Raw genomic sequence first — 20,580 nt, forward strand, 5'->3', positions numbered from 1 at the left:
ATTAAAAACTCTCCTCATTTCAATAAAATAATCGTACCGAACAAACGCTACCAACCTACTATAACAAACACAAATAACGATGTATAGTGTTAGCGTAGTAAAATTGCAACTCGATACTTTCGTCTATTACCAGTCTTAACCAATAACTACGACAATTAAACCTTGAATCAATCCAATTGCTCCTCCTAATAACGCCCCTAAATAGGTAATTAGTTTAAACTCTTTTTTGGAGATAGCAAGAATCAGTTGTTCCACACGTTCTACTGGGAAGGATTCCACTTGTTTTTCAACAACTTCTTCTAATCCAAACTTTTCCATAATCACATCTAAACGCTGCTCCAATACCGCTAGCGTTTTAGTAATCAAGGTCGGTAAAATATGGGATAATAACTGTTCTTTTATCGGAGTTGTCCACTGCTTAACGGTAGACGTAAGCCATTTCTCCAACGGTAAACTGTTCGATGCTAGTTTCCCTAATGCTTTTCCAATTGATTGGGCGTCAAATTTTTCCTCAATTGTTCCTAACGGTTGATTGATGATTTTTTCAAATTCATTTTGCAACAATTGAGCTATCATTTGCTTGGTATCGGTCGAACGAACATAGTCCACGATGATCGGGTGGATTTGCTCACTCAATCCTTCATTCCCCATAAAAGAAGAAATCATATTTCCTAAAAAGCCTTTACCTTCTAAGTAAGAATCAATCATTTCACCAATTTTCACTTTTGCATCCTCACTGTCTACATACGTTACCAGTTGTTGTTGGACATACGTTGCAGCTCGATCTATCTGTTGATCCGCATTAGCAAGCCAATCAGCGCTTATTAATTCTTTAACAGGAGTTGCTCTGCGCTCTTTCAAAAACTGTTGGAACTGTGCTTCTGTCCAATTGGAGATTTTTTCTCGCAATTGGGGTTCGTTCAAATATACCCCAATTTTAGCTAGTGCCTCCTGTGCAGTAGTTTCAGTTTCGAGCAAGCGTGTAACTTCTGATTGTGCCCATACAGTTAGCTGTTGTTGAAACTCTGCTTGTCCAAATTTTCTTTTTAGACCTTCGGGCGTTAGTAAATGTTCCACCACCATTTTTCCTAACTGTTGGGCCAATTCTTGTCTACGTTTTGGTATAAGTCCCGGTGTTAATGGAACTCTCCACTTCCCTATGTATTTTGGTTCATATGGGCGAAATAACATTTTGATTGCTAATGAATTCGTTATCCCACCGATAATGGCACCGATGATCACCATGGTCACGATGATGAATAAAAGTTGCATTTGTATCGACCTCTCTCATTTTTTGCTGTTCTTAGTATAATAGGTTGGTCATGACTTGAAAAGTTTTACATATATATAGAATAGAAAATTGTATGTTTAGGAGGGGACAACTTATTATTGCCTATACGTTTGACATTAAATTTTACCAAGGTAACAAAAACCGCATGATTGTCCCAAGTACTTATTATAATCAATTCCATGGTATTCACTATATCCAATATGGACCATATCAAACAAATGTAGAATGTTTAGGTCATCATAAAGATCAGCATACATTATATCTTTCCTCGCAATTAAAGACAAAACTGAATATTTCCAATAACAAGCAAATCACCATCCGAATCGACCAACAAACTTGTGTGTTACTATTAACACTTGGTGTTTATATAGCTGGATTTGGCATAAATTCATATCCATTAGGTCCAAGAACAACATTATTTGAAACCATGAGTCAAGCAGGAAAAAAGTTGGGGTTTCAAACCATATTCTTTGGGCATCAACACGTTAATCGTGCGGAACAAAAAGTAAATGCCTTTTATTTGCAAGACGATCAATGGCAACAAGGGGAATTTGATTACCCTAACGTTGTTTATAATCGGTTACCAAATCGAAAGGTAGAGCATCATCCTCACATTGTTACAGTGAAAAAACAGTTACAACAGGCAACTGTCCTATTTAACAGTAGTTTTTTTAATAAATGGGAAGTACATGAGCGTTTAATAAAAAGTTCTGAAACCTCCTATTTGTTACCAGAAACGATTTTGCATCCATCAAGACAGACAATCAAAAAACTTGTGAGTGAAGGCGCTGTCTATATAAAGCCAATACACGGTAGCCGTGGGGAAGGTATTGTGAAATGCAAGCAACTGGAAACGAATGAAGTGGAATCTCACTATTATCATAAAGATAAGCCCAAAATCAATCGTTACACTGAGATCGATGCATTTCTTGAGCAACAATTTCCTAATGGCCAACGAGGCTATATTGCTCAAAAGGAAATTCCTTTACTGAAGAAAGGTTCGAGTGCAATTGATTTCCGTGTTCATGCCAACAAAAATCATCGCAATAGCTGGGAAGTCTCGTTAATTTGTGCAAAATTTGCTGGGAAAGGAAGCCTTACTACCCATGTCCAACGTGGCGGGAGTCTCCATACATTAGAAGAATTATTTTCGAAAGAGCATGCAAAACGAATCACCAACAAACTAACAACAACGACGTTGACAGTTTGTGAAACAATGGAAAAGCATTTCTCTGAACCTGTTGGGGAAATTGGCTTTGATTTCGGGATCGATGAAGAAGGAAAAGTTTGGTTGTTTGAGGCTAATTCTAAACCTGGTTACAGTGTATTTGATCACCCGAAATTAAGTGAAAAAGCCCCTGATGTGTTTTCATACTTATTTAAATATGCTTTTTATTTACACAATTATAAAATGAATAGTAAAGAGCTGTAATGCGTGCATGTTCCCTTTCCATTAAGAGAAATATAAGAATGGAAAGGAGGATAATCCGTGGAAAAGAAAAACCGAATAAAAAACGATCCATATGAAGCTCGTAAACAATATGAGTTAGATGTTGATCGCATGATTAATGAAGGGATGGCAGGCGGAACTGCCTACTCGGTTCATGACCGGATGCAAATCGAACAAGCACGTGATTTGCCAGAAGAAAACGAACCCTTTCCAGAAGAAAGTTAACTATATGATTAAAAATGAAGGGATGAGTCGTCATAATACGATTCATCCCTTCTCCATTTTTTTCTGTCGATTTTTGTTATAATACTAAAAAAGGTGTTTTTAGTTTCGGACTCCGACGTAAGGAGGATCGCGGAATGAGGGACCATTCTAAGAGATGAAACGGTTTGTGGTTCCGCTATTTCAGTAAAAAATGCCTAAATACAGGGGGAAGTGGTCCGTGATTCCGCTATTAGGACCAAAAGAGGCTAGAAACATTAAGAAAGTGGCAAATAGCGGAATGAGAAACCGCTTTGCTCCTTAAAATGAGGTAATTTTGTTTATTAACGGAATGAGGATCCGCTTACACTCGCCCCCAGTTTACGTCGGTATTTCGATCTATTGTGTCACAACAAAACTTTCGAAAACGCCATATTAAAACTTGATGAAAGAGGCATGATTCATGTTACAGAACTTAAAGGAAGTCTTTCCATCTCTTATAGAAGTAACGAAACAAACAACTTTAGACAGAGAAAAGTATGTATGGTTCCATCACAACGATGCAAATCTAATTGGTATTGCAAAACAAGAGGTAACGCCAAAAGAGTTAAAAGTTTTAGAAACCTTTTTAACTCCATACCACCTAAGTAACATCCCCATTACACCTAGGGAAGAGCAATGGGTGAATGTCCTGTATCATGGTGGCGACCCCGCATTGTTAGGATCAACTAACCATCCTAATTATAGATATGTTTATTTTTCCCTATCGGATACTGATATCGATCCATTAGCATTTAAAGAAGCGATTCATGGTCTTTTCTCTACTAATGTTCCAATACTTTGGGAAAATAACCACGAAGGTGTAATTATTGAAGAAAATCAATTGCAATTAGAAGCAGACATCTCTTACCAAGAGATTATTGATGTACTAATGAGTGACTTTTATATGAATGTCCACCTTTATATTAGTTCATATTTTCATGATGCTAATCATGCTTTAGAGCAGTATCAATGGACAAAAAAATGTTTTTACGCTACCTATCCACATAGTAAAAATACCGTCATCACCTATGTCGATGCGATCCCATACCTTTTCTTATCAGAGCTAGATCAACCAAGTATGAGTCTAATCGTCGAATCCATTTTAAAAGAAACGATTACTGAAGATGAATTACTAGATACCGTTCGGATCTTTTTAGAGTGCAATTCAAATGCGACATTCGCTGCCAAAAAGTTGTACATGCATCGAAATAGTTTACAGTACCGTGTTGACAAATTTATTGAAAAAACAGGTATTGATATTAAGCAGTTTCACGGCGGGCTGTCTGTCTATTTAACCTTACTACTTAAACAGAAAAAGAAACACAATATGTAAGCGTGCACAAAAACCTGTTTCACTTTTTGTGCATGCTTGCCATTTACTAAAAGCCTTAATCTAAAGTACACTAGGTACATAAGTTAAAACGCTTTCAAAATACAGGAGGGAATTACAATGGCAGAACTAAGCTTAAAACATGTTGATAAAATTTATGATAAAAGTGCTGATAAAGCAGTTGATGATTTCAATCTTGAAATCGCTGACAAAGAGTTTGTCGTATTTGTTGGTCCTTCAGGTTGTGGTAAATCTACTACTCTAAGAATGATTGCTGGATTGGAAGAAATTTCTGGTGGAGAATTCTATATTGATGACAAACTAATGAATGATGTTGCACCAAAAGACCGTGATATTGCGATGGTATTCCAAAACTACGCGCTATATCCACACATGAATGTATACGATAACATGGCATTTGGTTTGAAACTTCGTAAATTCGATAAAGCTGAAATCGAAAAACGTGTACAAAATGCAGCTAAAATTCTTGGACTTGAAGGATACTTAGATCGTAAGCCAAAAGCATTATCTGGTGGTCAACGTCAACGTGTTGCACTTGGACGTGCGATCGTACGTGATGCGAAAGTATTCTTGATGGACGAACCATTATCAAACTTAGATGCAAAATTACGTGTGCAAATGCGTGCTGAAATCCAAAAGTTACACCACCGTCTACAGACAACGACTATTTACGTTACACACGACCAAACAGAGGCAATGACAATGGCTACTCGTCTAGTCGTTCTTAAAGATGGTATCATCCAACAAGTTGGTGCACCAAAAGATGTATATGACAAACCAGATAACATCTTCGTTGGTGGTTTCATTGGCTCACCTTCTATGAACTTCTTCACTGGTAATTTAGAAGATGGTACATTTGTTACAGGTGACCAAAAGATTGAGGTACCAGAAGGAAAAATGAAAGTACTTCGTGAGCAAGGATATGTTGGAAAAGAAGTTGTACTAGGTGTACGTCCTGAAGATATTCACGATGAGCCAGTATTTATTGACTCAACGCCTGGAACCAAAGTAACTGCTGAAATTGATGTAGCTGAACTTATGGGATCTGAGTCATACCTATATTCTAAATTAAATGACCAAGATTTCGTTGCTCGTGTTGATTCTAGATCCGATATTAATGGTGGCGAAACAATCGAATTAGCATTTAATATGAACAAATGTCACTTCTTTGACAAAGATTCAGAATTACGTATTAGATAATTTATCCCACCTTTACCAGGTACCGACTTAATAGGTACCTGGTTTTTTGTATTATTTTCGCAGTTCTTGTACATTCACATGCATTTTCTCATCACATGCAAAACAATAAAACAAATGGATACAAACATGCTCACGTGATGAAGCGTTATGACCATCAATTAATTTTGTTCCGTCATAATCTAAATAAGCAATATAATCCCCCATATAATCAACCATCCGCCCTTGATCCTCCATTAGTTCATGACAAGAAGGGCATTCACGTTGTATCTCTCTAAAACCATTACATAATGGACATGTATACATCGACTATCCACACCCCAAATCTTTTTCTAAATTACTACTTATAGTTTCTTACAGAAAGCTGGAATTAAACTAAAAATCATGGTATAAAAGTTTATTTTGGGCAGATGATATAGTTATACATAATTAGAAGATTTTGTAATTCATTCACCGTAGGTTCTATGTTTTATTATTGCGTAAAAGCTGTATTATACGACATGACTAGGCTCTATTTATTTCTTACATTCTGATTGAAACAAGTGCTTTATATCGTTCCGGCAGAATACTCCGCTTTCCATGGGCACGGCCTCAGCTAACTTGGTAAAGAAACCCACTTTACCAAGTGGATCTTCGGCTCGTGCTGTCCCCATAGGAGTCTCCGTATTCTGCCTCCACTTGTACTAGTTTTCTGATTGGGATAAGTGATTGCGCCCTATAAAGACATTTATTAAAAGGTTTCTTATTATTCCAATAGTTATTATAAAAAGGTTAAATAACAATAAATAAAAAGACAGTTCTATTTATTTATTTTTTTTTAAGCCATTTTCTATAAAAATTCAGTGTCCCCAATTAGCGAAGGAAATACACCGGAGACTCCTGTGGGAGGAATGGCCTCTTTGGGAGACCCCGCAGTGAGGGACGAATGAGGAGGCTCATCAGCCACCCACGGAAAGCGTAGGTGTATTTCCGCAGCGTAGTCCAGCACTCACGTGATTAAGAATGGGCAAAAGTAATGATAAAGTTATGTCGTATAATACAGCAAATGCGAAATAACACGACTTACAAAAACTAATTAAGGAGACACCTTCGAAGGTGCCTCCTATCGCCATCATTTATTTAATTGTTCAATTACTGTTGTTGACCACCGAATTGTTGTTCAGCTGTTTGAACTAGGCGTTTAGTGATTTCTCCACCTACAGAGCCGTTAGCACGAGATGTTGTGTCTGCTCCTAGGTTTACACCAAATTCTTGCGCAATCTCAACTTTCATTTGGTTTAGTGCTTGATCTACTCCAGGTACTAATAGTTGGTTACTGTTTTGACTGTTATTGTTTGCCATGATACACTGCACCTCCTGTAAAGTTTTGCGTTAACAAGTAGTTAACTGTTTTTTATTGTTTGCTTTTCAGTTGCTTACTGAGATTGTCCACCAAACTGTTGTTCAGCTGTTTGAACTAGACGTTTAGTGATTTCTCCACCTACAGAACCATTGGCACGAGATGTTGTGTCAGCTCCAAGGTTTACACCAAACTCTTGTGCAATTTCAAATTTCATTTGGTTTAGTGCTTGGTCTACTCCAGGTACTAATAGTTGGTTACTGTTGTTACTGTTGTTGTTTGCCATGATGTTTTTTCACCTCCTGTAGTTGTATTGTTTGCATGTTATCCGTGATCTTATGAGTGATTTTTTTTGGTAATTTTTGAGATTTAATTTGGAAAGTTTTTTAAAGCTAGTCTTTCCGTTTAACATATATTAACGATTCGTTTGTTACTTAGCCGTTTTGACCACCAAATTGTTGTTCAGCAGTCTGTACTAAACGTTTAGTAATTTCTCCACCAACAGAGCCATTGGCACGAGATGTTGTGTCAGCTCCAAGGTTCACGCCAAATTCTTGTGCAATCTCATACTTCATTTGGTCTAGTGCTTGTTCTACACCAGGTACAACTAATTGATTTGAGTTATTGCTTGGCATGTTTTATCACCTCCTGTATTCGCTATTTTGATCAAGGATTCGATTAATTATGTTTTATTTTTTATGGTAATTTATGACACCTATAGATCCTCACACATACAAAAACCCCATAAGTAGGGTTGAACTACTTATAGGGTTTCACACTATTGATATTATTTACTTGTTATTTTGGATATGTCATTGCTTTCGGATCAATATATTCCTCGAATTGTTCTGCTGTTAGAAGTCCAGAATCAACCGCTGCTTGTTTTAATGTTGTGTTTTCGGCAAATGCTTTTTTCGCAATTTTAGCTGCATTTTCGTAGCCAATGTGTGGATTTAATGCAGTCACTAACATAAGCGAATCGTTTAAGTTTTTCTCAATATTCTCGTGATTAGACTCTAAACCTTGGAGACAACGTTCATCAAAAGATACCATACTATCAGCTAAAAGTTGTGCAGATTGCAAGAAGTTATATGCAATGACAGGCTTAAAGACATTTAATTCAAAGTTTCCTTGACTAGCAGCAAAACCAATTGTTGCATCATTTCCCATCACTTGTGCTGCCACCATCGTAACAGCTTCACTTTGAGTTGGATTAACTTTACCTGGCATAATCGAACTTCCTGGTTCATTTGCTGGAATATTAATTTCTCCAATTCCACAACGAGGGCCACTAGCTAACCAGCGCACATCATTTGCTATTTTCATTACGTCAGCTGCAAGTCCTTTTAATGCACCATGTACATGGACCAACTCATCATGACTTGTTAATGCATGAAATTTATTAGCCGCTGAGATAAATTGCTTACCAGTAAACTCCGAGATCTTTCCACAAACAAGTTCCGAGAATTCTGGATGTGCATTTAATCCCGTACCAACGGCGGTACCACCAATCGCAAGTTCCTTCACATAACCAATGCTACCTTTAATCATACTCTCTGACTTCTCAATCATACGATGCCAACCACTAATCTCTTGTCCTAAAGTTAATGGTGTAGCATCTTGTAAATGTGTTCTTCCGATTTTAACGACATCTTGAAACGCTTCCATCTTTTCTTTAAGTGTCTCTTTTGTAGCTGTTATGGCCGGTAACACCGTATCTTCTAATTTCAATACAGCAGCCACATGCAATGCTGTAGGATACGTATCGTTAGAGCTCTGCGATTTATTCACATCATCATTCGGATGTAGGCGATAGTCACTATTTTGCTCTTGTAACCATTCATTCCCAACATAAGCAATCACTTCATTCACATTCATATTCGATTGGGTTCCACTACCAGTTTGCCACACGACTAGTGGAAAGTGATCAACCAAATTCCCTTCTAAGATTTGATCTGCTGCATATGTAATCGCATCTGCCTTTTCTGCTTCCAACAAACCAAGTTGACTATTTGCAATAGCCGCACTCTTTTTCAAAATCGCAAATCCTTCAATGATTTCTTTCGGCATTTTTTCATCACCGATTGGAAAATTCTGCTTACTACGTTGTGTTTGTGCACCCCAATATTTGTCTGCAGCCACTTTCATTTCCCCAAGTGTATCTTTTTCAATACGATAATCCATAGCCATATCCTCCCCTATAATTTGGTAGTTCAATCACCACTATTGTATCAAATTTACCCTCACAAATTGAAAAGAAAACACCTAAATTAACGAAAATATTCAGAGTATTTACTTGATTACGAAAAATTGCTATAATAACCGTATTAATAGGAGAGGAGAGGAAACTAAAGTAGCTAAGGTATCCTTTGATTTTCTATTAATGATTTATACGTGGGGGAAGTCTCTATGGTGTCATAGAGACTTTTTTTGTGATTTGTTCTATTTACAATTGATAAAAAAATTAAATACATTCTTATTGGGAGGAATGAAAGTAGATCCGGTTCATCATTCATTCATTCATGTGGATCCTCATTCCGCGATCCTTCACCTTACTTGTTACATCGGAATTTAATTATTATGACAAACCAGCAATCTTTTAGAATAACTTCCATTGGAAAAAAGTTGTATTACTCCTCCACTTCTTCATACCCATACCCAAGATACTCTTCTAAAGTAAGATTTTCTTCATAGATTTCTGTTGCCATCTCTTTACCGACATAGCGAATATGCCACGGTTCATACATATATCCCGTTATGTCTTCTTTCCCCTCGGGATATCGGATAATAAATCCAAATTCATGTGCATGATCAGCTAACCATGCGCCTCCTGTTGTATTTTTAAACGATTGATCTAATTGAAAAGCCATTTCTGCACTAGTAAGATCCATCGTTAACCCTGTTTGATGTTCACTCGTTCCAGGTCTAGCAGAGTACCGGTCAGCAGCTTCTTGCCCATCCTTCTCGACATAGCTTTCATATAAATAAGTTTGGGTTTGAAAGGAACGGTAGCCTGATGCGGCTAGTAACTCGACCTCTTCCTGTTGTGCTGCTTGAAATAATTCTTCCAATGCAGACGCGGCAACTTGTCTCATTTGTTTTTTTTCTGCATCTTCTTCAAATGAAAAAGGAACATCAGGAACTACTAAATTTTCAGGTTGATACCCATCTGGAAGTTTTCTCTGTTTGTTCACAAGTACCTCCAAACTTTCTGGATTATCTACCACTACTAATCCTTCCTCATTTTTTTCGCCGTGAACAGGTTCATCTTTTTGTGCTTTCTCATCGCTTCCTTCCTCGTCATTTGCTTGCTCACTTGTTTCCTCTTCGCCGTTCTTATTATTTTCTTCATCACCTTCGCCTACTGGTTTTTGTTCAGACAGTTCATTCTGAGATTCCTCACTGTCCTCATCAACCTCTTCAGTATTGTCTTGTTGTTCAGCATCCTTTTCATCTGAAAAATTGAATGATTGCTGACATCCAAAACCAATTACACTAACCATTAATAGTAGTAACATAACACGTAATTTCATTTTAAGACCCTTTCTATTGATGACTATTTACTTTAAAATATAACATATTTTGTCGATTTTTTTGTTGTTTTGACAAATTTACAATTTTTGGGTGACCAACCATTAATAACATGTTATACTTTTAGATGTGCAAAAAAATCCTTGTCAATATAAATTATATCGACAAGGACATACAAGTTATTCATTATTCACGCGTGTAAAACCTATACTCTCTACTTAAATGCATAAAAGTGTCTTTGTCTTGATTGTCAATGGATTCATTAATCTGTTGTTCTAAGCGTGCCTTATTCCAACTAAAACATAATTCATCAAGAACGAGCTTGGATGCAAGTTTAACCTCAAACGAAATCTCTTTCTTCGCGTAAATCACAGCTTCCTTCCTACTACTTCCAAAATCTTGCAACTTATACACTACCTTATGTTTTTTCATGGAACACGCCCCCTTGTTCCTTATTTCCATATATTATGCTTGAAATCCTTCTATAATGCAACAATTTTCTGATAATTTGTTGAGAAAATTTAAAAAAGGCGGATTTTCCATTTAAAAATGGAAATCTGCCTTTTATGACTTATCATTTTTTATTGTCGATTTTGTAAACAAAGATCCGTGCTGTTCATTTGTATTTGCTTTTGGCTTTACTTTCCATAATGTAAGAACTGCTGCAATGAAAGCCAGCGCAGCTAATAGGACAACCATCCATGTAAGGTCAAGGTTCATTAACATCGCTGTGACTGGCGGGCCAGCTGCAACACCAATATATCGAGCAGAACTATAAATACACGTAATCGTCCCTCTTACACCTTTTTCCATTGTTTCCGTAATTAAAGCATCTAAACAGGGAAGACTTACCCCAATGCCGATACCACAAAGTAAAAATACCATAAGCAAGTAAACAAATTGTTCCGAAAAGTGAACCGCAATAACGGAACCGGTAGCAAGTAAAATCCCTGCGAAAGTAATCCATTTCATCTTAGGTAAATTGTCTTTAATTATTTTACCAGTAACGAAAGAAGCAAGGCATAATGCAGCCAAAGGGCCAGCTAAGTAGAACCCCTTCTTTATCCCTGTTATCTCATAAGTGTCTTCCATCAAACTGGATAAATAAAACAAGATGCCAAATAAAATAAACATGAGGATTGCACCAATTAAAAATACCGATATAAGCCAACCACCATGTTGTTTAAACGTTTTTTTCGTATTTTGCCAAAACTCCTTAAATTCTGGACCTTGCTTATCATCTTTTGGTTTTTTTACTAAAAACAACACTAGCAAAGCGGAAATAAGACAAAAAACAGGAATGGAAAAAAATGGTAAGAACCAAATAACACCTGCTAGTATCGAGCCTAAAATAGGACTTAGAACTTTACCAAACGTGTTTGAAGTTTCGACAAGCCCCAGGGTTGCACTTACATCTTTCTCTCGTCTAAACATATCCCCAACTAGTGGCAACACGATTGGAGCGGTTCCTGATACGCCAATCCCTTGTAAAATTCTCCCCATTAGAACCCATATAAATGGATCCTCCAATTTCCATGCAGCATAACCTGAGATAAATCCACCTATACCTGAGAGTAATAAAGCAGGAATAATCACAATTTTGCGCCCGTATCGGTCAGACAAAAAGCCTGCAATTGGAATTAAAAAGATAGCTACAACGGAATATACGGTTATAATGTAACTCGACTGTAGCTTTGATATCCCCATTTCTTTTTCCATCATCGGCAGTACAGGAATTAACATGGAATTCCCTAACGTCATGATCAAGGGGATAGATGCTAATGAGACAATTGCCCATCTTTTTTCATACACTTCCCCATGCTTTTTGGTTGCTGAGTGTTCCATGAGTCATTTCCTTTCAACAATTTCATCTATACCTTTCCTATTCTGCCTTAACTTTTACTTATCATGCATGTAGTAGCTAACCGTTTTCTTCTAACATTATCTCTAGAGACATGCCTTCTCTCGGTTGATTCGGTCTTAGTTTTCAACTGAATCTGCCTTGACAGCATTATAAATCTTATCCATCGCCTAGACAATATAAAAAAGTCCGGTATCAACCGGACTTTACCTACTCTATTTTGCCATTTTGTTCGTCACTTCAACGGTTCTTGCTGCTTGGTGCTTGACCGCTTTTTCCACATCTTCCACCATGTTTCCATCTTGGTCAACCGTCACACTGACACCGTACGGATTGCCGCCTGCTGTGAATAGTTCTTGGTTTGTATATCCTGGTGCGGCAATGATCGCTCCCCAGTGGAACATCGATGTGTACAAGTTTAAGATAGTAGCCTCTTGACCTCCGTGAGGGTTTTGGGCTGAGGACATGGCACTAACTACTTTGTTTACTGTCTTACCTTGTGCCCATAGTCCACCAGCCGTATCTAAAAATTGTTTTACTTGTGATGGAACATTTCCAAATCTAGTTGGTACACTAAAAATCATACCATCCGCCCACTCTATATCATCGTTCGTTGCTTCAGGTACATCCTTTGTTGCTTCATAATGCTGTTTCCATGCTGGATTTTGGGCAATTGCTTCCTCTGGTGCTAGTTCTTGAATTTTTCGTAATCTTACCTCCGCACCTGCTTCTGAAGCTGATTGCTCCGCCCATTGTGCTAATTGATAGTTTGTTCCTGTTGAACTGTAATAAAAAATTGCTAAATTCGCCATAGCCATTCTCCTTTAAAATTAATCTTCAATAGTGTTGACGGTAGACATGAATCTATACTTTAAAACAGTTCTGTAGAGAAGTATTTTTTTCTTAGTTTAGGTATGAATAATTCATAATGTGTAAACTTAGACTATGTAAGTTTCAGAATGGAAACACTTTTGATGAATTACCATACTTATGTATTCTGCTTTATTTGTTGCTCTAGACTTAACAAACAACCTTTTGATACGCTTAAGTTACTTTTAAGTTTAAGATTGCATTTTGGAGGCGGCAAAAATATGGACCATTACGATAACTTAAAAAAAGGGGAAAAAGGGGCCTGGATAAGTATTGCAGCCTATCTATCCTTATCTGTCATCAAATTAGTCATTGCATCAATCGGTGGATCGGAAGCATTACGAGCGGATGGTTTAAACAATACAACCGATGTTATTGCATCCGTTGCAGTGTTAATCGGCTTAAAAATTTCACGGAAGCCTCCAGATGAAGATCACCATTATGGACATTTCCGTGCAGAAACGATCGCTTCCTTAATTGCTGCCTTTATTATGATAACAGTTGGGATCCAAGTCATCGTTGATACGGTACAATCCATTATGAATAGTAATTATTCAGAGCCGACTATGTTAACTGGATGGACTGCTCTTATCGCAGCAATTATTATGCTGTTTGTGTATCGTTATAATTTAAACTTATCAAAAAAAGTAAAAAGTAGTTCACTACATGCAGCTGCGCAAGATAATAAATCCGATGCTCTAGTTAGTTTAGGGGCTTTTGTTGGGATTACTGGAGCACAATTTGGATTGTTCTGGTTAGATCCATTAGCAGGTCTTATGGTAGGTTTGATTATTTGTAAAACAGCTTGGTCGATTTTCCGTGAATCAACCCATACTTTGACAGACGGGTTTGATGAGGAGCAACTAGATGAAATCAAGTTAAGTATCCAACAAGTCCAAGAAGTTAAGGAAGTAAAAGACGTCAAAGGGCGAATCCACGGAAATCAAGCACTCCTTGATGTCACTATTTATGTTGACCCTAATCTCACTGTACAAGAAAGCCATGATATTTCCGATAAAATAGAAATTTTACTTGATAAAAAACATGATGTACCACATGCACATATTCATGTTGAACCTTACCATTAGCCAATACTTCGCACTCTCCTTAACCAATTTCTTATTGATTGGTGTCCGTTTGGCAAATTATATAAAAAAGCTCAGAATAAATTCTGAGCTTTTTTACATGCAGCCTATTAAACAACTAGGCCATAATTTATCATTTCACTTTTGTTGTATTAAAATTTCGCCAGCAATTGATCAATATCTTTCCACCCATATGCCGTTTCTTGATAGGTACCAGAACCAATTGTTGTTTCCTCTTTTTCTATTTGTTTGGCACCATAATCTAAATAAAATTGGTTTGATGGATTCTCAGTGAGCACCCATACTAAAATCGAGCTATATCCTTCGGTTTGCATTTTTTCCGCAAAGGCATGCAATAACATCGATCCAAGCCCTTTTCTCTGATAATCAGTTAACAAATAGATGGCATAAATCTCTCCATCATAACCAAATCGCTTCGTTCGTTCTTTCCCGCCAGAAATAAAGCCGACAATCCGTTCCCTATCGTCTTCTACAACGATAGCTGGTTGCCCCTCTTTAGGCATTTTTAAGACTGTCTCCCAAAGTGTTTTTCGATTTTCATACGTGATATTAGACATATCCTTTTCATTAATTAGATCAGCATAAGTTGATTTCCAGCTATCAACATGAACTTCTGCTATTTGTTCTGCATCTACAAACTTAGCCATTCTTATCTGATACACCATTTCCCACTCCTTATAGCGAAGATCTTATTTACAACGTTGTAATAAATACCGTAATAATGGCACCTAGAACTACTAATATGACATTCAATCCAAACAAAGCAAGAATGATTGCAACAACGCCACCTAATATACCCACCATCGGTTGTTCAGGTTTCACCGATAAAATTCCTGGAAAAATTAAAGCACCAAGCGCAGCATATGGAATCGCATTTAACCACTTATTCACCCAGTTCGGAAAATGAACTTTATCTACTATGTACGCAGGAAGGACTCTCGGAATCATCGTTACAAGTGCCATCCCAATGATAATAAAAAATATCATGCTTCCTGATCTCCTAACAAGTGAATACCGGCTAGTGCACCTATTAATGTACCTGTCACGATCGCCCATCCTTCTGACATAAAGAGTTGGCACATATAATTGATAAGCATCGCAATAATAGCTATTAAAGCAACCTTCACTTCTTTTTTTACAGATGGGATCAGCAACCCAATAAACATAGCGTACAAGGCAATCCCCATACTTTGGCTTAAAGCAGCTGGAATAATGTCACCTAATATTCCCCCCATAAAAGAGCCAATTACCCACGAAGTATATGCCGTTAATATCAATGCTGCGTAAAAATATGCCCCTTTTTCTTGTTTTGCTTCTTTCGTATGTATCGAGGCAACAGCAAATGTTTCGTCTGTAAGCCCTAATGAAAGTGGGACTTTCCATCTTTGTCCAAACCCTTTTAAACGATTCATGAAAGATAGACTCATCACAAAATGACGAAAATTAAGAACAAATGTTGCAATAATAATTTCCATGGCACCAGTGCCAAGCGCCATCATACTTGCGGCCATAAACTGACTTGCACCAGCAAATACAAATACACTCATCAACGTGATCTCGACGACTGTTAACCCTGCCTGCTTAGCCAAAACCCCATATGTTAACGCAATTGGTAAGTAGCCAAACATAATTGGGATCCCTTTAGCAATTCCTCTTTGAATCATCCTCAAACGAGCGGAAGAAGTATCTTCCGTTGTTGTGGATGCTACTTTTGATGTCAATACGAATCCCCCCCCTTGCGCAATCCCTTTTCATTAAATACCACTTTAACACATTGACGTAATAAATTGGTATGTAAAAGTTTGTTACTATATTTAAAAAGGATAGACCATTGACCATTAGGTTTAGTCTATCCATCATTGTTTTTTAATCTTGATCCGTTAAAATACGAGGTCCTTCTTTCGTAATGACAATGGTATGTTCATATTGAGCAGAACGACTCCCATCAACAGTTCGAGCTGTCCAATTATTGGAATCCATTTGACTTTTCCAAGTACCTTCGTTGATCATTGGCTCAATTGTAATAACCATCCCTTCTTTTAGACGTAGCCCTTTATTAGGTAAGCCAAAATGGGGAATGTGTGGTTCCTCGTGAATGGTTGGTCCAATTCCGTGTCCCGTAAAGTCACGAACAACTGCATACCCTTCTGCTTCGGCATACTTTTGAATGGCATGGCCAATATCACCAATTCTGCTTCCTTCTTTTGCTTGTTCAATCCCTTTATATAAAGACGTCTTCGTCACATCGAGCAGTCGTTGTGTCTTTTCATCCGCTTCCCCGACAACGTAAGTCCAAGCAGAATCCGCTAAACCTCCATTTAAGTTGACAACCATATCAATCGTAACGATATCGCCCTCGACCAACTTTTCATCTCGAGGAAAACCATGGCAAATCTCATCATTAATCGATGCACATGTCGCAAACTCATAACCATTATATCCTTTTTGTTCTGGAGTAGCCCCGTGCTTCGCTAAGTAATCTTCAACAAAATCATCAATTTCTTTTGTTGTAACACCTGGCTTTATTCTTTTCGCAATCTCTTTATGACAGTTCGCTAACAACGTCCCTGCTTCATCCATCATTTCAATTTCTCTACTACTCTTTCGTGTAATCATTTATAAACTTCCTTTCTTTCTATGTAAATGAACATACAAAATTGTAAACTAGGCTTTTCATGTTAATCAATTTTAGTATAAAATAATTCCTTAAATTATAACACATACCCTTTAATAGTTTATCATATTTTTTCGTAAAAAATGTCTTTGTAACCATTAAAATTTTGTTTCCTATAATTAATGGACTAGGGGCTCTTCCCCTAGTCCCAATTTCATTATTTTAGTAGCCATAACCCCCGTAGCCACTTCCAAACCATGAAGAACCTACAATGATTAGTAATATAAATAGCACAACAATCAGCGCAAATCCTGATCCGTATCCATATCCTACCTCTTTACTCATTCAAACATACCTCCTTAACAATGATACTAGTTATTTGTGCACTACCACTAGGACGAAGCAACCACTAACTGTTTACTCCAATTGTTATAGTAAAAGTAGAAAATTCATTCTACTCCTAGTAGTCATTCATGTTAATATGCGCCATAACCCCAAGTAGCGCCCACAATGATTAATAGGATAAACAATACTACGATTAGCGCAAAACCTGATCCATATCCGTAACTTGCACCCATCTTTTATCCCTCCTTAACTTATTTCACTAATAAACTATGCCGTATATCATGCTTTTGGAAGCTTGAAACATAAAATTGGGTGTATACCTACTTTTATGTTGCGAAGGATGTTCTTTTTATTACAGATTTGCTATTGTATGAAGTAATTCGGTAGTTATCAGGTCGATCCCTACGCCGGGGTACTTACGTTGTACGAGCACTTTCGGTAACGTTAGAAAAAGCTTACCAACTTAACCCTCTGCTTACAGCTTCATCTTTATGAAATAAAAATGGTAAAGGACTATAAAATAGCCCTTTACCTGGCATTTCAGCTTTCTTTAAGTTTTTAATATGCGCCGTAGCCCCAAGATGCACCGATAATAATTAACAAGATAAACAGCACTACAATTAACGCAAAACCTGATCCAGATCCATAACCTGCACCCATCTTTTATCCCTCCTTATTTGGATTCACTATAGACTATGCGATGTAACCAAGAATGGAAGGGCTCATTAAAAAAATGGGCTACTACATAAATCATACGTAATCTTTTACAAGATAAAGTTTGCCATTTTCTATACCTTGTTCATCCAGAAGCACACGCACTAATGCATTTGCTACTATATTAGGGTGGCGTAAGCTCCCTTCCTGTTTTGCTTGCTTATATTGCTCAACATCTTTAAAATCATCTTCACTTGTTGAACGAATATGCACCTGCATATCGGTATCCATTCGACCAGGATCAAATAATATTACTTTATTATGCGTACCAATCTCATCTTGTTCTAAAGCTACCGTCTCTGAGTATCGATTCAACCCCATTTTCGTGCTACTATAAGCACTCCACCCGTAAATTGGTCGTTTTGCTGCTCCTGATGTTACATTCGCAACTAGCACCGGAATACCAGTATTATTTGCCTGCTGAATGAAAAGATTCGTTGTTGCCATAGGAGTTAATAAATTAATATGTACATGATTGGTTAAATCATCCAAGTTATGTTCGCCTGCCGGTTTCATTGGCTCAAGTGCCCCCGCGTTGTTAACTAAATAAACAAGGTTGGTACCTTCAGTAAACACTTGTTCTGCAATTTTTTGAAACACGTTTTCTACTTCTTGCGGATTACTTAAATCACACGGGTAATGGTGATACGTTACCCCTAGTAATTGCGCCTGTTGTTCCAGTTGTTGATTGGTACTTCTTGCCACCCCAATAACATGAATTTCGTTCTCCATTAGTAAATTCGCAATCGATGCACCTAACCCTTTCGATGCACCTGTCACAATAGCATATTTCATATTTACTCCCTCCCGTTAGTATTGATTAGATCGGTTAACTGTTTATAAATGGCAACGATGTCTTCCATTTTCATTCGGACAAGCCCACTAGAAGATGGCGCAACGAATTCTACTGCATCTGTTACCGTTTGTTCTTGTTTGCCCCAACTTACCTGTTTGCGTTTACTAAATTGCTGATAAACACCCTTTCCAACAAAACAAACAATTTGCGGATTGTAGGTTGCAATTTTTTCGATTAAAGCTAGTCTTCCCTGTTGATATTCTTGTTTCGTTATCTCTGCTGCTTCCTTTGTTGGTCTTTCGACAATATTTGTTAGCCCGTATCCATATTGTAACAAATCGTGATCTTGGTCGGCAGTCAACTGTTTAGGTGTTAATCCTGATTGGTACAATATTTTCCAAAAACGGTTATTTGGATTCGCATAATGATGGCCTGTTTCAGCCGAACGAATACTTGGATTAAAGCCAACAAACAAAAGCTTCAAATTTTTAGTAAGATGATCTGGTATTGGTTCTAGCATCTATTATCCCAACCTTTAAAAAGTAAAAAACACCTATGGTAGGTGTTTTTGTTACTCACTTGATTCTGTCGTATTAAAAAACATAGCATCTTTTTTGTTTTTATTTTCTTGCTTTTTACTTTTTGTTTTTTTATCGACTCCCATTACACCATCCGACTCATAGCTACGTTTAAATTGGTCCTTATTATTTTCAGTCATGAGAGAAACCTCCTTATAATGAAGTTTTTCCATGATCATTGACCTTATACAAAAATCAATCGGCGATATATTTTCCTTGCTTAGCTAATGCATGATGTATTCCTTGTTTTAATGTAGAAAATGTTTTCAGACTATGTATCAAATCAACTTGTCCGTTTGTAAGATTAACCGCAAGATTAGCAGAGATTCCAACAATAATACTTTGCGTGCCGAGTAATCCAACCGCACCTGTTAAATCATGTATTAAAGAAATGGTATGCTCATTGATCGTATCGTCAATAGCTGTTAAATCTAAAATTAGGAAATCTACATTATATTCCTTTATTTCACTCATTGTTCGTGAAAGTGTTTCTTTTGCACGTAACGCATCATATGTACCTATCAACGGTATGACTACAATATTGTCTAAAACCGGTATGATGGGAGAAGATAATTGATTTACTAAATTTGTTAGTTCTTTAGTTCTTTCCTGTACCTTTTCTTCTAATTTTTTTATTTCTAACTGTTCTTGTTGGCGTGTGTAATCATGAATATTGGTAATGGGTGATTTCTGAGTTGGATAGCAATAAAATTCATCATATGCATCACCTCTTAACTGACTCTTCACAATCTCATAGTTGATATTAGTATGGAGCAACTGTGTTAATATTCCGGCAAAGTGACCAGGTAAAAATAAACCAGTGGTACTTTTCCCTTGTTGTTTATTTATTTTAAATTCCCAACTATCCTTCATCCTTATTAGAGCAGTTTGAGTGTCCTCAGATAACTCGAAGAACAGTACGCTTCCCCAGCCTGCCGATTCATAGATCTCAGGCAACATCTGAAGCATTTCTACTTGTTGATCTTTATTAAAAAAATCAGTAACCATTTGTCCCATTCTAAATCCAGCAGTTTCTGTCACAACTTGGGATGCCTCACTACCTGAAACCTCTTCAATTGTATCTAGAAATGACTTCAGGGCCGTATCCACCCAAAGTAAGATTGCATCCACACCTTCGAACCTTATAGACCCATTACTACTGTTCCATACAACATGTGAGTTAGAATTACTCATCATTTTACTCATTCCATCACCTGCAATTTTTCAAAATATACACTAAATTCTAACACGAACTATAAACATTGCAACGGACTATAAATATTAAAAGACCCCT

At 37.2% G+C, this 20,580-nt stretch carries 26 protein-coding genes; 5 read left to right on the forward strand and 21 right to left on the reverse strand.

Annotated features, from left to right (window positions below; translation table 11 throughout):
- Positions 1 to 135: 135 nt before the first annotated feature.
- Positions 136 to 1,272, reverse strand: a complete 1,137-nt coding sequence (locus FCI53_RS14610) for a DUF445 domain-containing protein (RefSeq protein WP_138419793.1) — start codon at positions 1,270 to 1,272, stop codon at positions 136 to 138.
- A gap of 92 nt (positions 1,273 to 1,364) precedes the next feature.
- On the opposite strand from FCI53_RS14610, the gene FCI53_RS14615 reads away from it, so the two are divergent.
- From FCI53_RS14615 to FCI53_RS14630, 4 genes are all read left to right on the forward strand, one after another.
- Positions 1,365 to 2,723 (forward strand): YheC/YheD family endospore coat-associated protein, encoded by a 1,359-nt coding sequence (locus tag FCI53_RS14615; protein WP_138419794.1) that lies wholly within the window; start codon positions 1,365 to 1,367, stop codon positions 2,721 to 2,723.
- Between the two features lie 57 nt (positions 2,724 to 2,780).
- Complete coding sequence (locus FCI53_RS14620; protein ID WP_138419795.1) at positions 2,781 to 2,966, forward strand: hypothetical protein; 186 nt, start codon at positions 2,781 to 2,783, stop codon at positions 2,964 to 2,966.
- 439 nt (positions 2,967 to 3,405) lie between these two features.
- Entirely contained in the window at positions 3,406 to 4,317 is a 912-nt protein-coding gene (locus FCI53_RS14625) for a PucR family transcriptional regulator (protein WP_138419796.1), read from the forward strand.
- Between the two features lie 117 nt (positions 4,318 to 4,434).
- On the forward strand, positions 4,435 to 5,535 hold the full coding sequence (locus tag FCI53_RS14630; RefSeq protein ID WP_138419797.1) for an ABC transporter ATP-binding protein: 1,101 nt from the start codon (positions 4,435 to 4,437) through the stop codon (positions 5,533 to 5,535).
- A gap of 51 nt (positions 5,536 to 5,586) precedes the next feature.
- On the opposite strand, the gene FCI53_RS14635 is transcribed toward FCI53_RS14630, so the two are convergent.
- From FCI53_RS14635 to wrbA, 9 genes are all read right to left on the reverse strand, one after another.
- Positions 5,587 to 5,838: a hypothetical protein gene (locus FCI53_RS14635; protein ID WP_138419798.1), complete on the reverse strand. Its 252-nt coding sequence runs from the start codon at positions 5,836 to 5,838 to the stop codon at positions 5,587 to 5,589.
- Positions 5,839 to 6,663: 825 nt separating this feature from the next.
- Positions 6,664 to 6,873 (reverse strand): alpha/beta-type small acid-soluble spore protein, encoded by a 210-nt coding sequence (locus FCI53_RS14640; protein ID WP_138419799.1) that lies wholly within the window; start codon positions 6,871 to 6,873, stop codon positions 6,664 to 6,666.
- Positions 6,874 to 6,947: 74 nt separating this feature from the next.
- Complete coding sequence (locus FCI53_RS14645; RefSeq protein ID WP_138419800.1) at positions 6,948 to 7,157, reverse strand: alpha/beta-type small acid-soluble spore protein; 210 nt, start codon at positions 7,155 to 7,157, stop codon at positions 6,948 to 6,950.
- Positions 7,158 to 7,305: 148 nt separating this feature from the next.
- On the reverse strand, positions 7,306 to 7,506 hold the full coding sequence (locus tag FCI53_RS14650; RefSeq protein ID WP_138419801.1) for an alpha/beta-type small acid-soluble spore protein: 201 nt from the start codon (positions 7,504 to 7,506) through the stop codon (positions 7,306 to 7,308).
- 163 nt (positions 7,507 to 7,669) lie between these two features.
- A complete protein-coding gene (gene fumC, locus FCI53_RS14655; RefSeq protein ID WP_138419802.1) occupies positions 7,670 to 9,055 on the reverse strand; it encodes a class II fumarate hydratase in 1,386 nt (461 codons plus the stop codon).
- Positions 9,056 to 9,501: 446 nt separating this feature from the next.
- Entirely contained in the window at positions 9,502 to 10,404 is a 903-nt protein-coding gene (locus tag FCI53_RS14660) for a M15 family metallopeptidase (RefSeq protein WP_138419803.1), read from the reverse strand.
- Positions 10,405 to 10,588: 184 nt separating this feature from the next.
- The gene (locus FCI53_RS14665) at positions 10,589 to 10,834 is read right to left on the reverse strand and encodes an IDEAL domain-containing protein (RefSeq protein WP_138419804.1); all 246 of its coding nucleotides are present in this window, start codon (positions 10,832 to 10,834) and stop codon (positions 10,589 to 10,591) included.
- 132 nt (positions 10,835 to 10,966) lie between these two features.
- Entirely contained in the window at positions 10,967 to 12,247 is a 1,281-nt protein-coding gene (locus tag FCI53_RS14670; RefSeq protein ID WP_138419805.1) for an MFS transporter, read from the reverse strand.
- Between the two features lie 231 nt (positions 12,248 to 12,478).
- Positions 12,479 to 13,081 (reverse strand): NAD(P)H:quinone oxidoreductase, encoded by a 603-nt coding sequence (gene wrbA / locus FCI53_RS14675; RefSeq protein WP_138419806.1) that lies wholly within the window; start codon positions 13,079 to 13,081, stop codon positions 12,479 to 12,481.
- A 273-nt stretch (positions 13,082 to 13,354) separates the two neighbouring features.
- Here wrbA and FCI53_RS14680 point away from each other — a divergent pair, with 273 nt between their 5' ends.
- The gene (locus tag FCI53_RS14680) at positions 13,355 to 14,221 is read left to right on the forward strand and encodes a cation diffusion facilitator family transporter (protein ID WP_138419807.1); all 867 of its coding nucleotides are present in this window, start codon (positions 13,355 to 13,357) and stop codon (positions 14,219 to 14,221) included.
- Positions 14,222 to 14,370: 149 nt separating this feature from the next.
- Here the strand turns inward: FCI53_RS14680 and FCI53_RS14685 are convergent, their stop codons facing one another.
- The 11 genes from FCI53_RS14685 to FCI53_RS14730 all read right to left on the reverse strand — a co-directional run bounded on the left by FCI53_RS14685 (position 14,371) and on the right by FCI53_RS14730 (position 20,492).
- The gene (locus tag FCI53_RS14685; protein WP_246050123.1) at positions 14,371 to 14,904 is read right to left on the reverse strand and encodes a GNAT family N-acetyltransferase; all 534 of its coding nucleotides are present in this window, start codon (positions 14,902 to 14,904) and stop codon (positions 14,371 to 14,373) included.
- A 28-nt stretch (positions 14,905 to 14,932) separates the two neighbouring features.
- Complete coding sequence (locus FCI53_RS14690; protein ID WP_138419808.1) at positions 14,933 to 15,226, reverse strand: AzlD domain-containing protein; 294 nt, start codon at positions 15,224 to 15,226, stop codon at positions 14,933 to 14,935.
- Positions 15,223 to 15,903 carry an AzlC family ABC transporter permease gene (locus FCI53_RS14695; protein ID WP_138419822.1) on the reverse strand — a complete coding sequence of 227 codons (681 nt, stop codon included), beginning with the start codon at positions 15,901 to 15,903 and terminating at the stop codon, positions 15,223 to 15,225. The genes FCI53_RS14690 and FCI53_RS14695 overlap by 4 nt, the downstream gene beginning before the upstream one ends.
- 202 nt (positions 15,904 to 16,105) lie before the next feature.
- The gene (gene map, locus FCI53_RS14700) at positions 16,106 to 16,855 is read right to left on the reverse strand and encodes a type I methionyl aminopeptidase (RefSeq protein ID WP_138419809.1); all 750 of its coding nucleotides are present in this window, start codon (positions 16,853 to 16,855) and stop codon (positions 16,106 to 16,108) included.
- Positions 16,856 to 17,075: 220 nt separating this feature from the next.
- Complete coding sequence (locus FCI53_RS14705) at positions 17,076 to 17,198, reverse strand: YjcZ family sporulation protein (protein WP_138419810.1); 123 nt, start codon at positions 17,196 to 17,198, stop codon at positions 17,076 to 17,078.
- 131 nt (positions 17,199 to 17,329) lie between these two features.
- The gene (locus FCI53_RS14710) at positions 17,330 to 17,431 is read right to left on the reverse strand and encodes a YjcZ family sporulation protein (RefSeq protein WP_138419811.1); all 102 of its coding nucleotides are present in this window, start codon (positions 17,429 to 17,431) and stop codon (positions 17,330 to 17,332) included.
- A 325-nt stretch (positions 17,432 to 17,756) separates the two neighbouring features.
- Positions 17,757 to 17,858, reverse strand: coding sequence for a YjcZ family sporulation protein (locus FCI53_RS14715; RefSeq protein WP_138419812.1), 102 nt, complete (start codon positions 17,856 to 17,858; stop codon positions 17,757 to 17,759).
- Between the two features lie 90 nt (positions 17,859 to 17,948).
- Positions 17,949 to 18,707, reverse strand: a complete 759-nt coding sequence (locus tag FCI53_RS14720; RefSeq protein WP_138419813.1) for a (S)-benzoin forming benzil reductase — start codon at positions 18,705 to 18,707, stop codon at positions 17,949 to 17,951.
- Positions 18,708 to 18,709: 2 nt separating this feature from the next.
- A complete protein-coding gene (gene mug, locus FCI53_RS14725; protein WP_138419814.1) occupies positions 18,710 to 19,228 on the reverse strand; it encodes a G/U mismatch-specific DNA glycosylase in 519 nt (172 codons plus the stop codon).
- A 51-nt stretch (positions 19,229 to 19,279) separates the two neighbouring features.
- Entirely contained in the window at positions 19,280 to 19,426 is a 147-nt protein-coding gene (locus FCI53_RS21535; RefSeq protein ID WP_171038195.1) for a hypothetical protein, read from the reverse strand.
- A gap of 55 nt (positions 19,427 to 19,481) precedes the next feature.
- Positions 19,482 to 20,492 carry an STAS domain-containing protein gene (locus FCI53_RS14730; RefSeq protein ID WP_138419815.1) on the reverse strand — a complete coding sequence of 337 codons (1,011 nt, stop codon included), beginning with the start codon at positions 20,490 to 20,492 and terminating at the stop codon, positions 19,482 to 19,484.
- Positions 20,493 to 20,580 lie beyond the last annotated feature (88 nt).

The sequence above is a fragment of the Aquibacillus sediminis genome, from assembly GCF_005870085.1.
In the GTDB taxonomy this organism is placed as follows: domain Bacteria; phylum Bacillota; class Bacilli; order Bacillales; family Amphibacillaceae; genus Aquibacillus_E; species Aquibacillus_E sediminis.